This is a genomic window from Phaeobacter porticola, assembly GCF_001888185.1.
In the GTDB taxonomy this organism is placed as follows: domain Bacteria; phylum Pseudomonadota; class Alphaproteobacteria; order Rhodobacterales; family Rhodobacteraceae; genus Phaeobacter; species Phaeobacter porticola.
Window position 1 is genome coordinate 1 of record NZ_CP016366.1, and the last position, 16,674, is coordinate 16,674.

Sequence of the window (16,674 nt, forward strand, 5' to 3'; positions counted from 1 at the left end):
GTGACAGAGTCCACCACAATAAACCACCGCATCCGCGACAATGCCGAACGGCTCGCGGCCGCGTTGGAAAGCCATATGCTCAAGAGCTTTGCGCCCGATGCGCGCAAGGAACTGCGCCTGTTCAGCGCGGGTGAATCCGCCGACCTGCTGGGAATTTCAGCGAGCTTTCTGCGCAAACTGCACTTTGACGGCCGCATCCTTGATGTTCACACCACCCCAGGTGGCCGGCGCCATTATTCTGCCGAAGATCTGCTGGCAATCCGCCATACGCTGGAAAGCACAGCCAAGACGCCGGGCACCTATCTGCCCGGTCGCCGCGAGGGCGACAAGGTGCAGGTGCTGTCCTTCCTGAACTTCAAGGGCGGATCGGGCAAGACAACCAGTTCGATCCACACCGCACAGCGGCTTGCGCTAAAAGGCTATCGCGTGCTGGCGGTGGATATTGACCCGCAGGCGTCGCTGACGACGTTGTTTGGCTATCGACCTGAGTATGATTTCCTGGCTTCCGGCACCATCTACGATGCGATCCGTTACGATGATCCGGTGCCGCTCCAACAGATCATCCAGAAGACCTATTTCACCGGCATTGATCTGGCGCCAGCTGGGCTGATGCTGCAGGAATTTGAACACGAAACACCGCAGGCGTTGATCAACAATATCCAGCCGCCTTTCTTTGCCCGCATGGCGACGGTGCTGCAGGAGGTTGAGGCGGATTATGACGTGATCCTTTTCGACTGCCCGCCCCAGCTTGGCTATCTGACAATGTCGGCGCTTTGTGCCTCGACCGGGGTTCTGATTACCGTTGTCCCGAATATGCTCGATGTCGCCTCAATGTCGCAATTCCTGCAGATGAGCGCGGATCTTCTGGACGTGGTTGGCAATGCCGGCGCGCAGATGGAGTTCGATTTCCTGCGCTTCCTCATTAACCGGTATGAGCCCAATGACGGGCCGCAACAACAGGTGGTTGCCTTCCTCAGGCAACTCTTTGGTAAAGAAGTCATGACCGCGCATATGCTTAAATCTACTGCCGTTTCTGACGCGGGCCTCACTCAGCAAACTGTCTATGAAGTAGAGCGTACGCAGTTCCATCGAAATACTTACGATCGTGCAATAGACTCTCTCAACCAAGTCAATGAAGAGATCGAAACACTCATTCAACATGCATGGGGTCGCTAATGGCACGCAAAGGAATTCTCAGCTCTGACACCACTCCAACCACCGCCCAACGGTCCGAGCCAAAAGCCCGAATGATGCCACGTGGTGCGGTTGGGGCCCTGCAATCCTCGCTGACGCGGCTGCAGGAAAACGCGGTACAGGACATCGACGCCGCACTGATCGATGATGCCGGGCTTGAGGACCGTTTGGGTCTGGATGATGCCGCGCACCGTCAACTGGTCGAAAGCCTGCGCACCTATGGCCAGCAGGTGCCCGTTCTGCTGCGCCCCAATTCCAAGGTTCAGGGACGATTTGAGATCGTCTATGGTCGCCGACGGCTGAAAGCGCTGCGTGAGCTGGGGGTGCCGGTCAAGGCAATGATCCGCCAGCTGGATGACCATGCCCTCGTGATGGCGCAGGGTCAGGAAAATACGGCACGTCAGGATCTGTCTTTTATTGAAAAGGCATCATTTGCCGCGCAATTACAGGACAGTGGCTATGACCGGCAGACAATCGCCGCAGCACTGTCAATTGATATGCCGATGGTGTCGCGCATGTTGAAGGTGGGCACAGCCTTTGACCTGGATTTCCTCCGTCAGATCGGCTCTGCGCCTGGCATTGGCCGCGAACGCTGGATGGCGCTGGCCAAGGCGATGCAGGAGCCGGGAGCGCGCGCCCGTGTGCTGGACCGAATGCGCACGCCCAACTTTCCGGCCGCGCCGTCCGATGCCCGGTTTGAGGCGGCATTGGCCCTTGCACAACAGGCCAGAAGCGAAAAACCAAAACCCAAATCTGCCAAGACCCCTGCCCCGCATGCCCGCGTGCTTGAGGGGCTGAATGGCCGTCCTCTGGCTGACCTTCGCCGCAGTGGCAAGGGTGTCTCGGTGACGATCGCGGCAAAGGACAACGCAGAATTTGATGCATGGTTCGAGGCAAATGCCGAAACCCTGCTAAACGAGCTTCACGAGCGTTTCATGACAGAAACCTCGGAAGAGTAACAAACAACAGGCAAGAGACAGGAAAGGAGGCACGAACCCCGGCAAGAAAAAAAGCCCCCCAGGACATACATCCCAGAAGGCTCATTTCAAACTTAGCATCCTTGGAATACCCCCTTCGAATCATTGTTGTCAACTCTGTGCGCTGCACAGGGGCGGATGATTTTTGCCTTTTCGTGAAAAAATCTATGAAACATGCTTCCCAAGTCACGTTTGGGATGGCGGAGCCATGTGCCCTGCCCTCCGTGGACAAATGGGACATCCTCTCAGCGTTGACCAAGGCAGCGCCCGAATTTGGTGTGTCTCATCGAACGCTCAGCGTTCTAAAAGCCCTGATGACATTTCTGCCAGAGCAAATGATTTCGGCAGAACGCGGTGGGACTGTGGTCTTTCCATCGAACCGCAAACTCAGTGAGCGGTTGAACGGAATGCCCGAAAGCACATTGCGGCGTCATCTTGCCAAGCTGGTCGAGACCGGAATTGTCAGCCGTCATGACAGCCCCAACCGCAAACGTTTTGCCCGCAACATCGGCTCGAACCGTGCGGTGGCCTATGGGTTTGACCTCTCCCCGCTCGCTGTCCACACCGCTCAGGTGCAGGCGATCGCAGCAGAGGCTGCCCTGAAGGCCGAGCGTATTGCCGTGCTACGGGATCGGCTCGCCCTGTTACGGCAAGAAATCCTGACATCAGATCTGCAGCTGCCCCCCCTGCCCCGGGAAACATTAGAACGCGCCCGCCTGACCCTACGCCGCCGCGCCGATGAGGCAGATCTGATCGCGCTGATCGACGCATTGACTGATATCGTCGCCACCCTGCCTGCCCCCCAGACACAAAACACGCAATTGGAAACATGCGCCGCGTCAGCGGAAATGAGCGGCAGCGACAACCATAATGAACGGCACATACAGTATTTAAATAAATCTATTTCTGACTCTGAAGGATCGCCACAACCTGCAACGAAAGAGGCGGAGGACACATCAACGCAAAGCATAGAAGAGCCACTGCAAGATGTTCTGTCGTCCTGTCATGAATACAAGCAGTTCTTTCCCGATGGCATCCGATCCTGGCATGATCTCACACGCACAGCCTGCCAGTTGGTGCCGATGATGGGGATTGAACAACCCGTCTTTCACGAAGCAGAGCGCATCATGGGCACACAGAAAGCCTCTACGCTGGTGCTGTGTATGCTTGAGCGACTTGGCGAGATCCGCAGCCCGGGTGCCTATCTCCGTCGTCTATCGCAACAGGCACGAGTGGGGCAGTTTTCGATCAGGACGATCATCGCATCAATCAGACAACGGCAGAAATTGTCAGCTGACAATTTTGACGCTGTTCCGGCCTGATCCGATGTTGCATGATACAGAACCCATGTGCCGACGCAGGCCATCCCTTAAGATCAGACCTGTGCAAATCTACGGCTTAGTGATGGTCTGAGATTTCATATATCAGAAAATTGTCTGCTGACAATTTCAGGGACACTACCCTAGAAACCAGAGACTTAACCAGAGAAGGAAAGCGGCAAGGGCAGGTGCATCATCACGCACTCACCACATCAATATCCTCGTTTGCTGTCTCGGGAAGTGCCAGCAGATCGCCCCAGACCGCCTCATTGCCCGCCCCAAGTATCTCGATATGGCCAAGGAACCTGTGATCATAGTCCGCAGGATCAAACGTGACAAAACGCCCGCCACAATTACGCAAAGTGTCCGCATAGCGCTGAACCCCACTTGGCGGCACAACCACGTCGTCCTTGGCAACGCAAATCCGAAGCTGGGGCAGGGGGCGTTGGTAATCTGGGCGTGGCAGGGCGCTGCCGATATCGCAGGCAAAGAAATCACGACGGGTGCACCAGCGGCGCCACTGCCAATAAACCCCGCCAGGCAGATCGGAACCAAACCCCAGAGATTTTCCGGGCAGGTATCCCATCATAGCCGTTGCCAGCGGGCCAAGCAGAAACCAAAAGGCCAAAACAAAGGGGCGATAGCTCCACGGGTGGTCCCAATGATAGGCAAAGCCGCTGCCGATTGTCGTGATCCGGGTCACACGCGGATCATAGTCATGGAAGGCCACGCCAAGCCCCCCCAGCGAGTGCCCCAGGATCCAGAGCGGCCCATGAGGGGCCAGATTCGTAAGGGTCGCCAAGGCCGCGCTTTGATCATCCAGCATCCAGTCCGCCATTGTCAGCGGGCTGTCTTTCTGGTGTCGGGACAGACTTTCTCCAAAGTCGCGGTAATCATAGGTCAGCACGTTTAGGCGCTGTTGCACCGCCCACTGCGCGAAATGGCGATAATACCGCTGCGGAACACCGGTGGCGCCGTTCAGGACCAAAGAAGCGCGGGGGGTACCGCTGGCCCGATAGAAAGTGCCTACCATCGTTGATCCTGCGCAGGGGATCGTGACTTTCTCAGCGGCCTGTTCCATCAGATTTTCTCACATTCCACTACCTAGACCACTTGGTCTATAGCAGCTGTAGACCAAGTGGTCTAGGTGCGATAGGGATGACGCCATGTCATCAAGTGAGAACCGCGATAAACTGATCCGCATTGCCTCCCGGCTGTTTCGCAGCAAGGGCTATAATGGGGTTGGGCTGAAAGAGATCCTTGTGGCGGCAGAACTGCCCAAGGGATCGCTGTATTATCATTTTCCGGGCGGCAAGGTCGAATTGGCTGATGCAGCAACCCGTTGGGCAGGTGATTGGGTGGCGCGGATGTTGGGCCAGTGTTTTGATGCCGCGACGAGTTTTGAAGAGGGTGGGGTAAAGGCCTGCGAGGCGCTTGCCGTAGCTGCTGATCACCACAACAGCGTGCCAGCCTGTCCCGTGGTCAGCATCCTTCAGGCGGCCCCATCCGAACCCGCGCTGCGCAAAACTGCCGAAGAAATTTATGACACATGGACCGCGGGTCTGGTCGGACAGGCGGAACGGTTCGGGGTCGGCGACGCCCAGCAGGCAGCGCTGTCGCTGCACATGCGGCTGCAAGGGGCGTGGATCATCGCCTATGCCCAACAATCCGGTGCGCCCTTTCATCACCTCGCCGCAGAGCTGCGCGAAGGGATAACTGGCTGATCTGGTGTGCCCCTAGATCGCGGTAGTGATACGGCCAGGGCAGGGGGCAGGAAAATTGTCAGCTGACAATTTTCACAACGGTGGGGCAGGGCAGGCAGTCGGACAAGAGGCGGCGTGCGCCCCTCAGATCCCTGTCAGCGCAAGGTCAAGCGCCTGCATGATATCGCTGTCACAGGATGCGAGGTTCAGGACAGGTGTTTTCAGCAGCGACGCGGGAACAGCCGAGAGAAACTGCGTCACCATCACATAGCGCCCTGAGCGAATGTCAAATATCGGGTTCAGCCGCTTTGCCGGTGCGGGTGCTGCATCAAGGGGCATCAGCGGCACAACGATCCGCGTGTTCAGGCTCTCAAGAAGATCGGCCTGAACATCCAAAAGATACCCGGTGCTGTCAGGGCTGCTGTAGACGTCGAACCGGGCCATCAGAAGGGGCGATAGCGATCCAGAGGCAAGCCATTTTCCTCGACCCACCGGTTTGATGATTGCAGCGCCGTTGCGTTTTCGCGTTTCCACTCTTCGGTCTTGGCTTCGTGCACAGCTTGCCGCAAACCGGCTTCAGCCGCCTGAGACAGATTGACCCCAAAAGCGCGCGCCTCCGACAAAAGCCCCTGATCCAACGTCAGGTTTGTCGGCTTTTTGGGTAAGGATTGTGACTGCATCGATCCACCTCTCATGCGCATCATATATGCGCAGCATCTCTGCGGTCAAGTTCTGGAACCAGGGGCCACAAAAAGTGAAGGTGTCCTTCGGATTTTGTGACTGATCGAGGAAGGCCTTTTGGGTCCCTCAAATGTGTCCGACCCGGGTTCCGGTCTGTCTTTCCGGAATGAACGCAAGCAGGTGTCTTGCCCCAGTCCGTCGCTTCGCGGTGGGAGCATAGAGAGCTGCGCCACACCAGCGAAGTCGAGCTGGCGCAGCCGCTCGAGCGGTTTCCCCTGGATGAGGCCTATATGCCATCCATCACACGGTTCATAGTCGATGTGGTGAAGGCCACCGGCACGTTTGAAACCTTCGAACCAGAGAATGATCCCGAATGATGGCACGCGATTGGTAGGGCAAAGGGTCGGGTGATGCGTGGTTTCGATCCCAGGACAGGCTCAAGGTCTGATGGTGTCCATGTTAGCCAAGAGTATCGACTTTCGCAGATTGTATCTCGGATAACCCGGGGCAGACAGCCCCGCCGCATTCTTGAATGCGGGCGCGAATCCCAATTGTGTTGTCCCGGACAACACAATTGGTTGAAGGATGGACTAATGCAGGATAGGCCGAGCGCCAGCGATGGGTCACAAATCATTATGTCTCAGAAATCGGAAGTCGTAAAAAGCCGTGTGTCACCCGACAGCAAAGCCCGCTTTGAAGCGGTTGCTGCCGAGCACGGCGTGTCACCTTCGAAGTTTCTTCGACAATTGGTTGAGACCGTTTCCGGGGACGCTGAGGTTCCCAGCAGTAAACCGAGCCAGGCGCGTAGAGAGGGTAAGTTGACTGTGCGTCTCGCGACGAGTGTTCGGGATGAGATCGAAAAGGAAGCTAGGGAGCAGGGGGTTCCTCCTTCAACTTGGGCAGCTAGAATTTTGACAGCCCGTACCTTGTCCGCGCCTCAGCCCGTTCAGGGTGAGCGGCGAAATATCCGCTCGGGGTTTCGGCAGCTTCGCGGTGCGGCAACGACCCTGAACCAGATTGCAGCGGCCATGAACCGAGGCGGTTTCACCGGCAGAAACTATGCTCCGGCGCGGAATGGGTTGAATGAACTGCGCGACTCGGTCGAGAGCCTGCGGGAACTGTTGAGGCAGTATGCTGCTGGCCGTTTGAAATTTCAGTTAGGGGGTGATCTGACCGATGAGTGATTTCAAGACAGAGCTTGGGTTTCAGGATTTCTGGGCGCACCCTGTACGCTCCGGTGCCGTCAAGAGAGCTGGACCAGAACTGTCTTACGTCAACGCTTTTGAGTCCAAATAGCCGTATTTGATAAGAGAGTGTTCTTGGCTCATCGTAACCATTGAGGAGTGGAAGATGAGAAAGACATCCAAAATCCCAAACGAGAAGATCGTCAAAGATATCAAGCGTGCGGCCCGCAAACAGTATTTCTTTGAAGAGAAGATCAGAGTCGTTTGGGACGGCTTGCGTGGGGAGGACCGCATTGCTGAGCTGTGTCGCCGCGAATGCATATTGCAGTGCATCTATTAGCTTTGGTGCAAGCTGCATCTCGGTATAGATGAAGAAACACTGGAGCTCTGCGCGGTTGGCGTCACGATAAGCAATGTCGGCGACGCACCTATGCTGCCCAACCTCCTGAATTAGATCCCGCCCGACCAAGGGATTGCCACGGTCACCACTGATGGGGCTTATGACACGCGCAGATGCCACAATGTGATTGCCGCTCGCGGAGCTCCTCCTTATCTATCTGTCAGATGGCAACGTTCAGGGCGATTTCAATTGATACGGCAGTGGATTGTAGCGTGCGCCCTGGGGTTCACAGTCTTAGGGGCGCTGGTTGTTTGGCGCCTTAGCGATCATGATCTTGATTGGCGCCAAAGTGAGAGATTCAATTTCACTTCCGAGGGGTCGTCAATTTCGGGGACGCTTTGGCTTCCAGAGGGGGCCGCTCATGCAGCCGTCGTCTTCGTTCATGGCGATGGTCCACAAGACCGCGTTGCCGGTGGGGGCTACGCTCCACTCATCAACGTCTTCCTGGATCAAGGTATCGCCGTCGCGTCCTGGGATAAACCCGGTGTCGGCGGATCTGGTGGCAACTGGTTGCATCAATCCATGGCAGACCGCGCCTCTGAAACCCGCGCTGCCCTGAGTTTGTTAAATCAGCGCTTTGACGATGTGGCATTGGGGGCAGTCGGGTTCTCTCAAGCCGGATGGGTTTTACCGCAGCTTACGCGCCGGGACGCCGACTTTTTGGTTCTGGTCGGTCCTGCGGTATCATGGCAAGATCAGGGAGACTATTACACGCGCGTGCGCCTGGCCCAGGATGGCCTGGATCCCCAGATGATTCAGGATATTATCGTGGCTCAGACTATCGCTGACGACCATGCGTTTGGTCCGAAAGCGCAGGTTGAGAATGCGCCAACCGGCATGTCGGTGGATCGATGGCACTTTATTCGCGAAAATCGAGACGCCGACGCACGATTGGACCTGGCACAGCTCGACCTTCCTTTGCTTGCTATATGGGGGGCGGACGACTTGAATGTTGATGCTGAAAATGACGCTGCACTCTATAGAAAGTCATTGGAAGCGGGAGGCGTTCACAACAAAATCATTCTCTGGCCGGCTGCAACGCACGGTCTGCTTAAGTCCTCGGCCTACAACTGGCAGCTAACCGAAGACTGGTCCTTGTTTGCGATCGCGCGATTCCTCGCCGAAGGGCGGTTTGCCTTCGCGCCCGGTGCTCTCGATGAGATCACTGGTTGGATCAAGGAGCGGAACCAAATTGAGCATTAAGGGATCGTGCTACGATGATTGCGATCCTCAGCCCCAACCTTGTGCACTCAGCATCTGCTGGGTGGTCGAATACTCGTGTTGGTACTCTCATCTTGGTCAGCGCTTCTTGGACCGGTATTGTGAAGGCGTTTGCCCCAGCTCACGTTTAAATGCCGTGTAGAACGACGAGCGCGAATTGAACCCGACATCGTAGGCAATTGCCAAGATAGTCGCGTCGCTACTGCGCAGCCTGTTTTTTGCATCCTGGATACGCCAATGATTTATGTAGTCAAAAAACCGTTGGCCGATCTTTTCGTTGAGTGCCTGAGATGTATAATGCGTGGTGGAGCCAATCCTGTCTGACAGATCCCAAAGGGAAAGGTCGGGTTGCAGGTAAAGGTGTTCATCTTTCATCAGGGTCTCAATCTTCGTGGCAATCCGATCAAGGCGGGTGTCACTCAGCCCGGAACGGCCGTATTTTCGCGCTGGCAGTTCCGTCACAGGGCCAGTTGAGTGTGTCGTAAAGGGCGGCACAATCCCTGGTCGTTGACGCAGGCCCCAAAGGGCAATACTCCAAGTCACAGTGTACCTTACGATGATGGCTGCCAGAAGTGAATCAAACACAGCAGCCCCAGGAAAGTTCAGGTCAAACTCCGAGACCACAATCGCAACGACGTTAAATGCCCAGTATGCAACGACAGAGATTGCCAACCAGCGCGCCCAAGCTAACTCTCGGCTCTCGTTGCTGGCGAAGAGATCTTTCAGGCGCGTCCGGTAACGGCTAAGCCGCCGCAAGATCATCACAGAGTAGATTGGCACCAAGGCATAGAACAAGATCGTTGCGCCATAAAGACCAGCCATAGCAATGCTCTGCCATATCACCAGGTCTTTCGCGCCCGGTTGCAGGCCGGCCTGTAAGGGGGCTGGTAAAAGCAAGATGTACAAGTAGAGAATACAGGCGAACCCGATAGGCAGACCGTGCCATACCGAGCGCGGAACGGCGAACGTTATAGTGGGATCACGCGTCAACCGCAGAACATAGAGCCAAAGCAGAAAAGGCTGGCCCATGGTCATCGGAATCTCTACCAGCTCAAACGCAAGGTTCATAAACCCCGGTTCGCCACCCGGCAGAAGATATGAGACGGGCAGCGCGAGTAGTTCAATGGACTGGGCGACAAAGAACAGCGCCAATGGCAGCCTGACGCGCCGATGCCGGTCGGGAAGCAATAACAGATTCGCGCAGAAGGTTGATAGTACCAGTAGTCCGACGGCGGCAGCCAAGCGGAACGTTTCTTGATCAAAATTTAGCGCTGCGGGGTCCATGTGGCGACTAGTATCCAGATATTAGCAGGGCCCGCACGGTGGATGCCCGTGCTGCCCTGCATGTCTCTTTGTCAGGTTCAGAAGATGAAACTATCTTCCGTCAAGGGCTCAAGCGAAGTTGCAAAGATCGAGACTTCGGCATCGGCATAGCTGATCTGCGTATGGTTGCCGAATGTGCGGATCTCCAAATCCTCATAAATCAACCCGGTCTGTGAGAAATCCAATTGGTCCTTTTCAGCATTGAAATCAAAGATGAGGTCTCGACCGGAATCGAGTTGAAATACGAATGTATCCGCACCTTTGCCTCCCCACAGGTAGTCGCGTCCGGCGCCGCCTTCCAATGTATCATGCCCCGCGCCGCCGCGCAGTATGTCAGTCCCGCCGTCTCCCGATAGTATATCATCGCCTTTTCCGCCGCGCAGATGGTCGCGCCCGGCGCCACCGCTCAGGTTATCGTCACCTCGATTACCGACGAGGAAGTCGCTGCCACGTCCCCCGTCCAGATGATCGTTTCCTGCACGCCCTCTCAGATGATCATGCCCACTGCCACCATCAATTTTGTCACTGCCATACCCGCCGCGCAAATGATCATTTCCTTGTAACCCGATAAGCTGGTTATCGCTTTGCGCGGAGTTTGGCGCGTGCCGCAATATATCAAAGTGATCCGTGGTTTGCGCGCTGATCCACAGTGTTGAGCCATCCTGAAAACTGAAACGCCCAGTATCAAGCTCCGCGACCCCTTGGTCAAAGGTCAGGCTCGCGTCTCCCAGTGCAAAAACTGTCTGGGCCCCATCGGGCGCATCGCTATCTTCGGTGAGTGTAATCTCGGCGGCAGTGCCGGCAATGGTAAAGCTCTCGGCAGCCGGGTCGAAATTGACCCATGCATCATCATTGTACACGGTTGCAAATGCGTCGACCAATAGGTTAGTCGGTTCTGCGTTCGAATGGGACGCAGCGATGGAAAATATCGTGCCAGATTCAACATGAAGGAACGTTGCGGTATTTGTGCCTAACGTCCCGCCTTGGAAACCGATAAACTGTTGCCCGAAGATCTCTCCAGATGAAAGGCCAAGGCTTTCGCCTTCCACGCCAGGCGTTCCATCCGGTGCCCTGAAGTCCAGCATCTCCTCCATTTGCTCAGCGGACAACAGGCTGCGCGACACCAGCAAAGCGTCAAAGAAGCGGATCATGTCGGATGTGGTTGAGACGACACCACCAGCTGCGCCTAAATCCATCATTACGTCGGTCACATCCAGGATCTGCCCCGGGGAGAGTTCCGCATAGGAGTGCAACAGGTTCTCTGCGCGCCCGTCTGACCTCAACGCGCTGTCCTGCATACCCGCCGCTGAGAAAATGCGGTCTTCGAGAACCTGGCCGAAGCTGTCTCCGGTGACCTGTTCAATCAGCTTCTGCAATAGCAAAAAGTTGGTGTTTGAGTATTCATATGCTTCCCCCGGGGCAAAGGAAGCAGGCTCCCCCGCAGCGATCGCTAGAAGTTCGTCGACACCAACGGGACGGTCAGGATCCAGCAGAAGCAATTCAATGAATGCCGGGTTACCGGATTGGCCCGGCACGGTATCAAAGTCAGGGATTCCGGAGCGGTTGGCCAGCAGCTCCCGCACCGTGACTTCGTTGATATTAGAAATGCCTTCTAGACCAGATAGGTCCATTTGGCCTGCTAGCGGCGCATCAAAATCGATCATCCCTTCACCAACCAACTGCTGCACAACGACCGAAGTCATCATCTTGGTTTGCGATCCGATCTCAAACTGATTGGAGGTACTGGCGGCTTGGTCTCCGCCCCGTTCAACCGTGCCGGAGGCATTGTGTACCGACAGTCCGCTGCGGGCAATTTCAATCAAGACAGCAGGTGCTGGGCTGTTCTCTGCAAAATCCAGCAATGCACGGGTTGGTGCTTCTTTCAGTGCAGCTGGGTCGAAATGGGACATGTCAGTATCCTTGTGTTGATCCAAGTAAAACGAACCAACTGGTCCGCTTTACCCTGCCTGTCACAGAGAATTTATGCTGGCGTCCGGATCGGTCGGGGCGGACAAATTCATCTGTACCCAAGCCACATCACCATGAAAAAGTCCCTGAGATCGGAAATCGATCTTTCCCAGCTACGGATATTCCCGTGCCGCATTGCCGAGCTTCAGCTCCGTGTTGCGGTCATGAACGGATTCACCGCGCTTGGCATATCCGTTACAGAGGCCGTGCGATAAGTCCGTCTGGGGAAAGGGGAACCTTGGCCCTCAACCGATTTGCGCAACAGAGTCTTGTGGCAACCAAAACTGTCCAAACGCACCTAGCGGCGCGTGGTGGTTCTTCAGTTTATCTCAGACCAGCAGATGTCCACCGCGGTGGACAAGTGACACACGAGTAAGCCTTGATGAAAATCTCGCAGCCCATGGAAGAAATCGGCGGCCAGGCATTACACCCTAAATCCCTAAAGTTATTGTGGGAGGTCACCATCTCCAAAGAGGTTTGGAAAAAGCCGCTCTCGATAATCCAACGGAAACGCCAACCGAACTGGCGTCTTCGGCGAGGCGGAAGTCAGGTATCCGGCGGCGGTCAGTTTACTCAGCGTGTTGCGAGCAGTACGCTCGGATGTCTTGAGCACAATCTGCGCATCGCCTCGTTCCAGTGCCCCATGCCGAAGAACCGCCGAGATTAGTTCCGGCGCTCGCTTGTCATCAATGGTATCTGCAACGAGACGACGATACCGTTGGTCCAATCCGCCGAGATCGAACAATCTTGCTGAGAAGCTGATCTGGTCGAGCGTCACCTTTAGGAACCATTCACTAAACGTCTTCAGTGCCGCTTCTGACAGGTTCCCCCGTCCGTCGCGGTCTCCGCGGCGTGGGCTGTCGGCCAGATCCATCATCCGTTTGTACTCGCCCCGATCGGTTAGCCCGCGGGCCAGCCCACGTGATACCGACCAGAGCCCTTGGCCACCAATCCCCGCTGTGAGGGCCATGGCATGAGACATCAGTCTGCTGACACGGCCGTTACCATCCGGGAAAGGGTGGATGTAGTTGAGCCGGTGATGTGCAGAGGCGATCGCGATGATCCGTCCGCTCGAAGACCGCGCCGCAATCTGAAATCGTTTGTCGAAATGGTCCATGAATGCCGCGACGCGCGACGATGAAGGAGGTAGGTGGCGCCCGACCGCAACTTCCCGATCGTCATCCTGGCGCATGCGTCCCGGAACGATGGGTTCTTGTGTGCCGTCGGGATGTTCGATGACCCGAAACTCATCCGGCATCTCGTCGTAGAAGCTCTTATGGACCCAAGTCAGGAATTCGACTGATGTGGGGCGGGGCAGGGTGCCTATGCGATGCATCTCATCGATGGCCCGTTGAACGATGACGTGCGCCCGGGCCTCAAGGGCGAGAGGGCGGGTTTCTTCCTCAAGCTCGGCACCAGCCAGCGCCCTTTCGATGTCGCGGGGGCGCGTGTTGTGTCCTTCGATCAGGTTGGAGTAGTAGCAGTTCATCACACGGACGAGATCGGCAAGTTCGGCTGCGCTGTCAGGATGCAACCCTTGTCCCAGCCCGGTAGCTTCCCTCTGGATGTCGACCGAAAGGTCTGCCAGTTCTGTAGGAATATGCTCCTCAAAGAAGCAGGGTTCGATCCTGGCGGGTGTTTCCAGCATTTTGCCGATCTTCCATGTTTGCAAAGTAGTTGAAAAATAAACACATTTCGTACTTTCAATCAAGGTTTTGCCGATATGCGTTGCCGATCTTGGTTGCCGATCTAGAATTGCTGCATGAAATCAATGGCTTCGGCAGATGTGCCGGGCTTTTCGGTTTTGTTGTGTGCCCAAAGGGGCCGGAAAAAGAGAAAGTGTTCTTCGGGTTTTGTGACTGACGGACAAGGGCGTTTGGGGTCCCTCAGATGGGTCCGGGCCGGGTCCCGGTCTGCCGTTCCTGATCAAGGGCATTCCCATGCAAACAGGTGTCTTGCGCGTGTTACGCGCCACCGCTGCCTCGTGGTGGCGACACAAGGAGCTACGCCGAACCGGCCAGACGGGGCAGGCACAACGGCTCAAGCGCGAGACTGTCCTGCGTGACCTCGGCTATCTGAAGCAGGCGGCGTTATTGCCAAACGCGCATGTGATCTGCGGACAGGGCGGGACATTCTTCCATCTCGGTTGGACCACCGTTTCGACTCTCGCGCCGATCGAGCGCTTTTCCTTGGCCAGCCGCGCCTGCATCGCGGCAATCCCGTAAGCGGCGGGAACTTCGGGAAGGGCCCATTTTGCGTCTGCGCTGGAAAAAACCACGTCGCAGGAGGCCGTATAGACGGCACCGCCGCCGATGGCGTACACGCATGACGCTCTCCGGGTTCATAGGTGCGTTTGACCTGGGCAATCACCTTGCCGCCACAGGCCTTGACCGCCAGCGCGATCGCCAGATTGGACGACACCAAGGGATCGTCCTCAAAACACAGGTTGCCGTGTTTGTCGGCCGACGTCGCCCGGATGATGCCGTAGTCGAGATGCTGGCTCGGAAAGAAAAGGTGCGGCTTGCCGCGGAAATCGATCTTTTCGACGATGTCCTCGGTTGTACAGGGCGTGACCTTGCCGCCATCCAGATCGGGATCGACAAAGGTGCCGATGCCGACCTCGGTCAGATAGCCGGGGCTACGCCGCGCAACCAATACATCATGACGCCGATATGAAAACTGTAGGCCTCGATCTTGTCGGCCCGGACCTGACCCATCGACCGGGGCGTTCGCCGGTTTTCGGATCGGGCGGGTTGATGAACGACCCGGTAATCAACCGCTTGGTCATGCCGTCGTGCATCAGGTTGTCGATGCCCTTGATCGCGCCGTTGTCGCCCTCGAAGCAAGGGACATAAAGCGTCAGATCGCCCGGCGCACCGGTATCAAGGTAACGCTGCCCCAAGCTGCACAGCAGCTTTTCCGGGACGATCCAGCCGATGACGCCAACGATGGCCAGGGTGGCACCGGACGGAATGTCGGCAACGGCGGTTTCGAAATCGGTGATCTTGCTCATGGGATCCTCACATCAAAACAGAAGGCAGCCAAAGGGCGATTTGCGGAAAGGCGATCAGGAGCGCGATGGCCAGCGCCTGCAGGAAGATGAACGGCCAGAATGAGCTGTAGATGTCGCCCATGGTGATGTCGTCGGGCGCGACACCTTTCAGGTAGAATGCGGCCGGACCGAAAGGCGGTGTCAGATAAGACATCTGCATGTTCATCGTGAACAACACGCCGAACCAGATCGGGTCATAGCCGGAGCCGATGATGATCGGCACGAAGATCGGCATGGTCAGAAGCAGGATGCCGATCCAGTCCATGAACATGCCAAGCACGAACAGGATCAGCATCATCACGATCAGGATCGCCAGTGGCGACCAGTCGAGCGCGGTGATGGCCGAGGTGACATAGGCCGCACCGCCAAAGAAGTTGTAGACGCGGATGAGGCTTTGGCTGCGGCCGCGTCCCAGCTTTTAAAAAGCACGATTGAGGCGCGCAAAATGGTCTCGGTCGTTTCGCCCATCTTCATGATTTCGCGGGTCGCGCAGTCCAGTGCCCGGGGCGGCTGATCAAGGGCGGCGGGATCCAATGCCGTGGTCTGGATCGCGTCGGCATTTGTTGCAGCGTGTTCCGGCATCATGTGTTCGGCCAGCACAGTGATCCATTTCAGAAACGGCATGGCCAGCAGGGCCAGCCCGGCATTAAAGGCGAGGTGCAGATTGATCGCCTGCCGTGATGCGCTCTCTCCGAGCCATGTGAGAAGCCCGGGGTTTCGCAACAACACTACGAGCAGTAGCGCGGCGCCTCCACCACGCAGCACAACGTTGGTCACCACGACTCGACGGGCGATCAACGGGGCGGTGAGTGTCAGCATATAGGCCAGAAAAGCGCCGCCTGCGTTCGCACCCAATACCATCGCCGCTGCGCCGGTAGGAGGCAGCAGTCCTTGCGCCGAAAGCGTCACAAAGAACAGCACGGCGGCAACCGAGGAATGCACAGCCCAAGCAAAGAAAGCGCCGATCACAAAGGATGTCAGAACATCGCCGCCCAGATAGCGCATGACGCCGATCGTGGCCGGGTTGTCGATCAGCGGGCCGGTGGCGGCGCGGATCATGTCGAGCGACACGAAGATAAGCGCAATCCCGATCAGTATCCGCCCCAGCTGCCGTATTTCGTTGCGCGAGCTGCGCAGGAACAGAATGACACCGACAAGCAAAAGCAGCGGCACCAGAAAATCCTGCCGTAAAAGCAGGACTTGCGACACAATGGCCGAGCCGACATCCGCGCCAAGCAGAATGGCCATACGCTGGCAGCGAATACCGTGCGCTGCTCGGGTCCGCGAAGATCATCCAATCAATGAGCCGAACCGGTGAATGCCTGGACAACGCTCCAATGGAAAGTTTCTTTGCGTCACTGAAAAAGGAGTTGGTGCACCAAAACCGGTTCAAAACGCGCGCTCAGGCAAAGGCCGCGATCTTCGAATACATAGAGGTATTCTACAATCGCCAGCGCCGGCACTCCGCCATAGGCTACCAAACCCCTGCGCAAGCATGCGAAACCATGACTTGGAAAAGCGCAGCATAGGGTCAATAATCAAACTGTCCGGAAATCGGGACGAACTCCACCCTTTCGCTGCAGTCGGAGCGGGCAATGGAGACGCAGACAATCCTGATCTGCGCCTGTAGAGAGGATGCATGTGATGATAGT

At 56.6% G+C, this 16,674-nt stretch carries 16 protein-coding genes and 6 pseudogenes; 12 read left to right on the forward strand and 10 right to left on the reverse strand.

What is annotated here, in order from left to right; all coding sequences use genetic code 11:
* Positions 1-75 precede the first annotated feature (75 nt).
* The 3 genes from repA (at position 76) to repC (ending at position 3,493) form a co-directional block, all read left to right on the forward strand.
* Positions 76-1,176 (forward strand): plasmid partitioning protein RepA, encoded by a 1,101-nt coding sequence (repA, locus tag PhaeoP97_RS18505; protein WP_420849028.1) that lies wholly within the window; start codon positions 76-78, stop codon positions 1,174-1,176.
* Positions 1,176-2,153: a plasmid partitioning protein RepB gene (repB, locus tag PhaeoP97_RS18510; RefSeq protein WP_072506851.1), complete on the forward strand. Its 978-nt coding sequence runs from the start codon at positions 1,176-1,178 to the stop codon at positions 2,151-2,153. The genes repA and repB overlap by 1 nt, the downstream gene beginning before the upstream one ends.
* Positions 2,154-2,338: 185 nt before the next feature.
* Entirely contained in the window at positions 2,339-3,493 is a 1,155-nt protein-coding gene (gene repC, locus PhaeoP97_RS18515; protein WP_192849723.1) for a plasmid replication protein RepC, read from the forward strand.
* Between the two features lie 193 nt (positions 3,494-3,686).
* Here repC and PhaeoP97_RS18520 read toward each other — a convergent pair whose 3' ends face one another.
* The gene (locus tag PhaeoP97_RS18520) at positions 3,687-4,523 is read right to left on the reverse strand and encodes an alpha/beta hydrolase family protein (protein WP_237029053.1); all 837 of its coding nucleotides are present in this window, start codon (positions 4,521-4,523) and stop codon (positions 3,687-3,689) included.
* A gap of 133 nt (positions 4,524-4,656) precedes the next feature.
* Here PhaeoP97_RS18520 and PhaeoP97_RS18525 point away from each other — a divergent pair, with 133 nt between their 5' ends.
* Complete coding sequence (locus PhaeoP97_RS18525; protein WP_072506742.1) at positions 4,657-5,214, forward strand: TetR/AcrR family transcriptional regulator; 558 nt, start codon at positions 4,657-4,659, stop codon at positions 5,212-5,214.
* 123 nt (positions 5,215-5,337) lie between these two features.
* Here PhaeoP97_RS18525 and PhaeoP97_RS18530 read toward each other — a convergent pair whose 3' ends face one another.
* Both PhaeoP97_RS18530 and PhaeoP97_RS18535 read right to left on the reverse strand, forming a co-directional pair.
* Positions 5,338-5,637: a CcdB family protein gene (locus PhaeoP97_RS18530; RefSeq protein WP_072506743.1), complete on the reverse strand. Its 300-nt coding sequence runs from the start codon at positions 5,635-5,637 to the stop codon at positions 5,338-5,340.
* Complete coding sequence (locus PhaeoP97_RS18535; RefSeq protein ID WP_072506744.1) at positions 5,637-5,873, reverse strand: type II toxin-antitoxin system CcdA family antitoxin; 237 nt, start codon at positions 5,871-5,873, stop codon at positions 5,637-5,639. Before PhaeoP97_RS18535 ends, PhaeoP97_RS18530 begins: the two co-directional genes overlap by 1 nt.
* Before the next feature lie 186 nt (positions 5,874-6,059).
* On the opposite strand from PhaeoP97_RS18535, the gene PhaeoP97_RS18540 reads away from it, so the two are divergent.
* The 5 genes and pseudogenes from PhaeoP97_RS18540 to PhaeoP97_RS18555 all read left to right on the forward strand — a co-directional run bounded on the left by PhaeoP97_RS18540 (position 6,060) and on the right by PhaeoP97_RS18555 (position 8,661).
* On the forward strand, positions 6,060-6,251 hold the full coding sequence (locus PhaeoP97_RS18540) for a hypothetical protein (protein ID WP_072506745.1): 192 nt from the start codon (positions 6,060-6,062) through the stop codon (positions 6,249-6,251).
* 216 nt (positions 6,252-6,467) lie between these two features.
* Positions 6,468-7,058, forward strand: coding sequence for a MobC domain-containing protein (locus PhaeoP97_RS18545; protein WP_083570453.1), 591 nt, complete (start codon positions 6,468-6,470; stop codon positions 7,056-7,058).
* A 166-nt stretch (positions 7,059-7,224) separates the two neighbouring features.
* Positions 7,225-7,395 (forward strand): annotated as a pseudogene (locus tag PhaeoP97_RS20365) (IS3 family transposase); the annotation flags it as partial.
* A 3-nt stretch (positions 7,396-7,398) separates the two neighbouring features.
* Positions 7,399-7,602 (forward strand): annotated as a pseudogene (locus PhaeoP97_RS20115) (transposase); the annotation flags it as partial.
* Positions 7,603-7,782: 180 nt separating this feature from the next.
* The gene (locus PhaeoP97_RS18555; protein WP_237029055.1) at positions 7,783-8,661 is read left to right on the forward strand and encodes an alpha/beta hydrolase family protein; all 879 of its coding nucleotides are present in this window, start codon (positions 7,783-7,785) and stop codon (positions 8,659-8,661) included.
* Between the two features lie 96 nt (positions 8,662-8,757).
* On the opposite strand, the gene PhaeoP97_RS18560 is transcribed toward PhaeoP97_RS18555, so the two are convergent.
* Positions 8,758-9,963, reverse strand: a complete 1,206-nt coding sequence (locus PhaeoP97_RS18560) for a helix-turn-helix transcriptional regulator (protein ID WP_072506747.1) — start codon at positions 9,961-9,963, stop codon at positions 8,758-8,760.
* 77 nt (positions 9,964-10,040) lie between these two features.
* Positions 10,041-11,912 (reverse strand): serine hydrolase, encoded by a 1,872-nt coding sequence (locus PhaeoP97_RS18565; RefSeq protein WP_072506748.1) that lies wholly within the window; start codon positions 11,910-11,912, stop codon positions 10,041-10,043.
* A 174-nt stretch (positions 11,913-12,086) separates the two neighbouring features.
* Between PhaeoP97_RS18565 and PhaeoP97_RS20705 the strand changes: the two are divergent.
* Positions 12,087-12,185 (forward strand): annotated as a pseudogene (locus tag PhaeoP97_RS20705) (IS5/IS1182 family transposase); the annotation flags it as partial.
* A gap of 230 nt (positions 12,186-12,415) precedes the next feature.
* Here the strand turns inward: PhaeoP97_RS20705 and PhaeoP97_RS18570 are convergent.
* Positions 12,416-13,618 carry a Fic family protein gene (locus PhaeoP97_RS18570; RefSeq protein ID WP_072506838.1) on the reverse strand — a complete coding sequence of 401 codons (1,203 nt, stop codon included), beginning with the start codon at positions 13,616-13,618 and terminating at the stop codon, positions 12,416-12,418.
* A 292-nt stretch (positions 13,619-13,910) separates the two neighbouring features.
* On the opposite strand from PhaeoP97_RS18570, the pseudogene PhaeoP97_RS18575 reads away from it, so the two are divergent.
* A pseudogene (locus PhaeoP97_RS18575) lies at positions 13,911-14,192 on the forward strand (hypothetical protein); the annotation flags it as partial.
* A 163-nt stretch (positions 14,193-14,355) separates the two neighbouring features.
* Here the strand turns inward: PhaeoP97_RS18575 and PhaeoP97_RS20945 are convergent.
* From PhaeoP97_RS20945 to PhaeoP97_RS18595, 4 genes and pseudogenes are all read right to left on the reverse strand, one after another.
* Positions 14,356-14,625, reverse strand: a pseudogene (locus tag PhaeoP97_RS20945) (CoA-transferase); the annotation flags it as partial.
* A gap of 4 nt (positions 14,626-14,629) precedes the next feature.
* A complete protein-coding gene (locus PhaeoP97_RS18585) occupies positions 14,630-14,983 on the reverse strand; it encodes a hypothetical protein (protein ID WP_072506750.1) in 354 nt (117 codons plus the stop codon).
* A gap of 7 nt (positions 14,984-14,990) precedes the next feature.
* On the reverse strand, positions 14,991-15,437 hold the full coding sequence (locus PhaeoP97_RS18590; protein WP_083570454.1) for a TRAP transporter large permease subunit: 447 nt from the start codon (positions 15,435-15,437) through the stop codon (positions 14,991-14,993).
* Entirely contained in the window at positions 15,326-16,270 is a 945-nt protein-coding gene (locus PhaeoP97_RS18595; RefSeq protein ID WP_072506752.1) for a Na/Pi cotransporter family protein, read from the reverse strand. Before PhaeoP97_RS18595 ends, PhaeoP97_RS18590 begins: the two co-directional genes overlap by 112 nt.
* Here PhaeoP97_RS18595 and PhaeoP97_RS18600 point away from each other — a divergent pair.
* A pseudogene (locus PhaeoP97_RS18600) lies at positions 16,270-16,551 on the forward strand (IS3 family transposase); the annotation flags it as partial. The gene PhaeoP97_RS18595 and the pseudogene PhaeoP97_RS18600 sit on opposite strands and share 1 nt — an antisense overlap.
* Positions 16,552-16,674 lie beyond the last annotated feature (123 nt).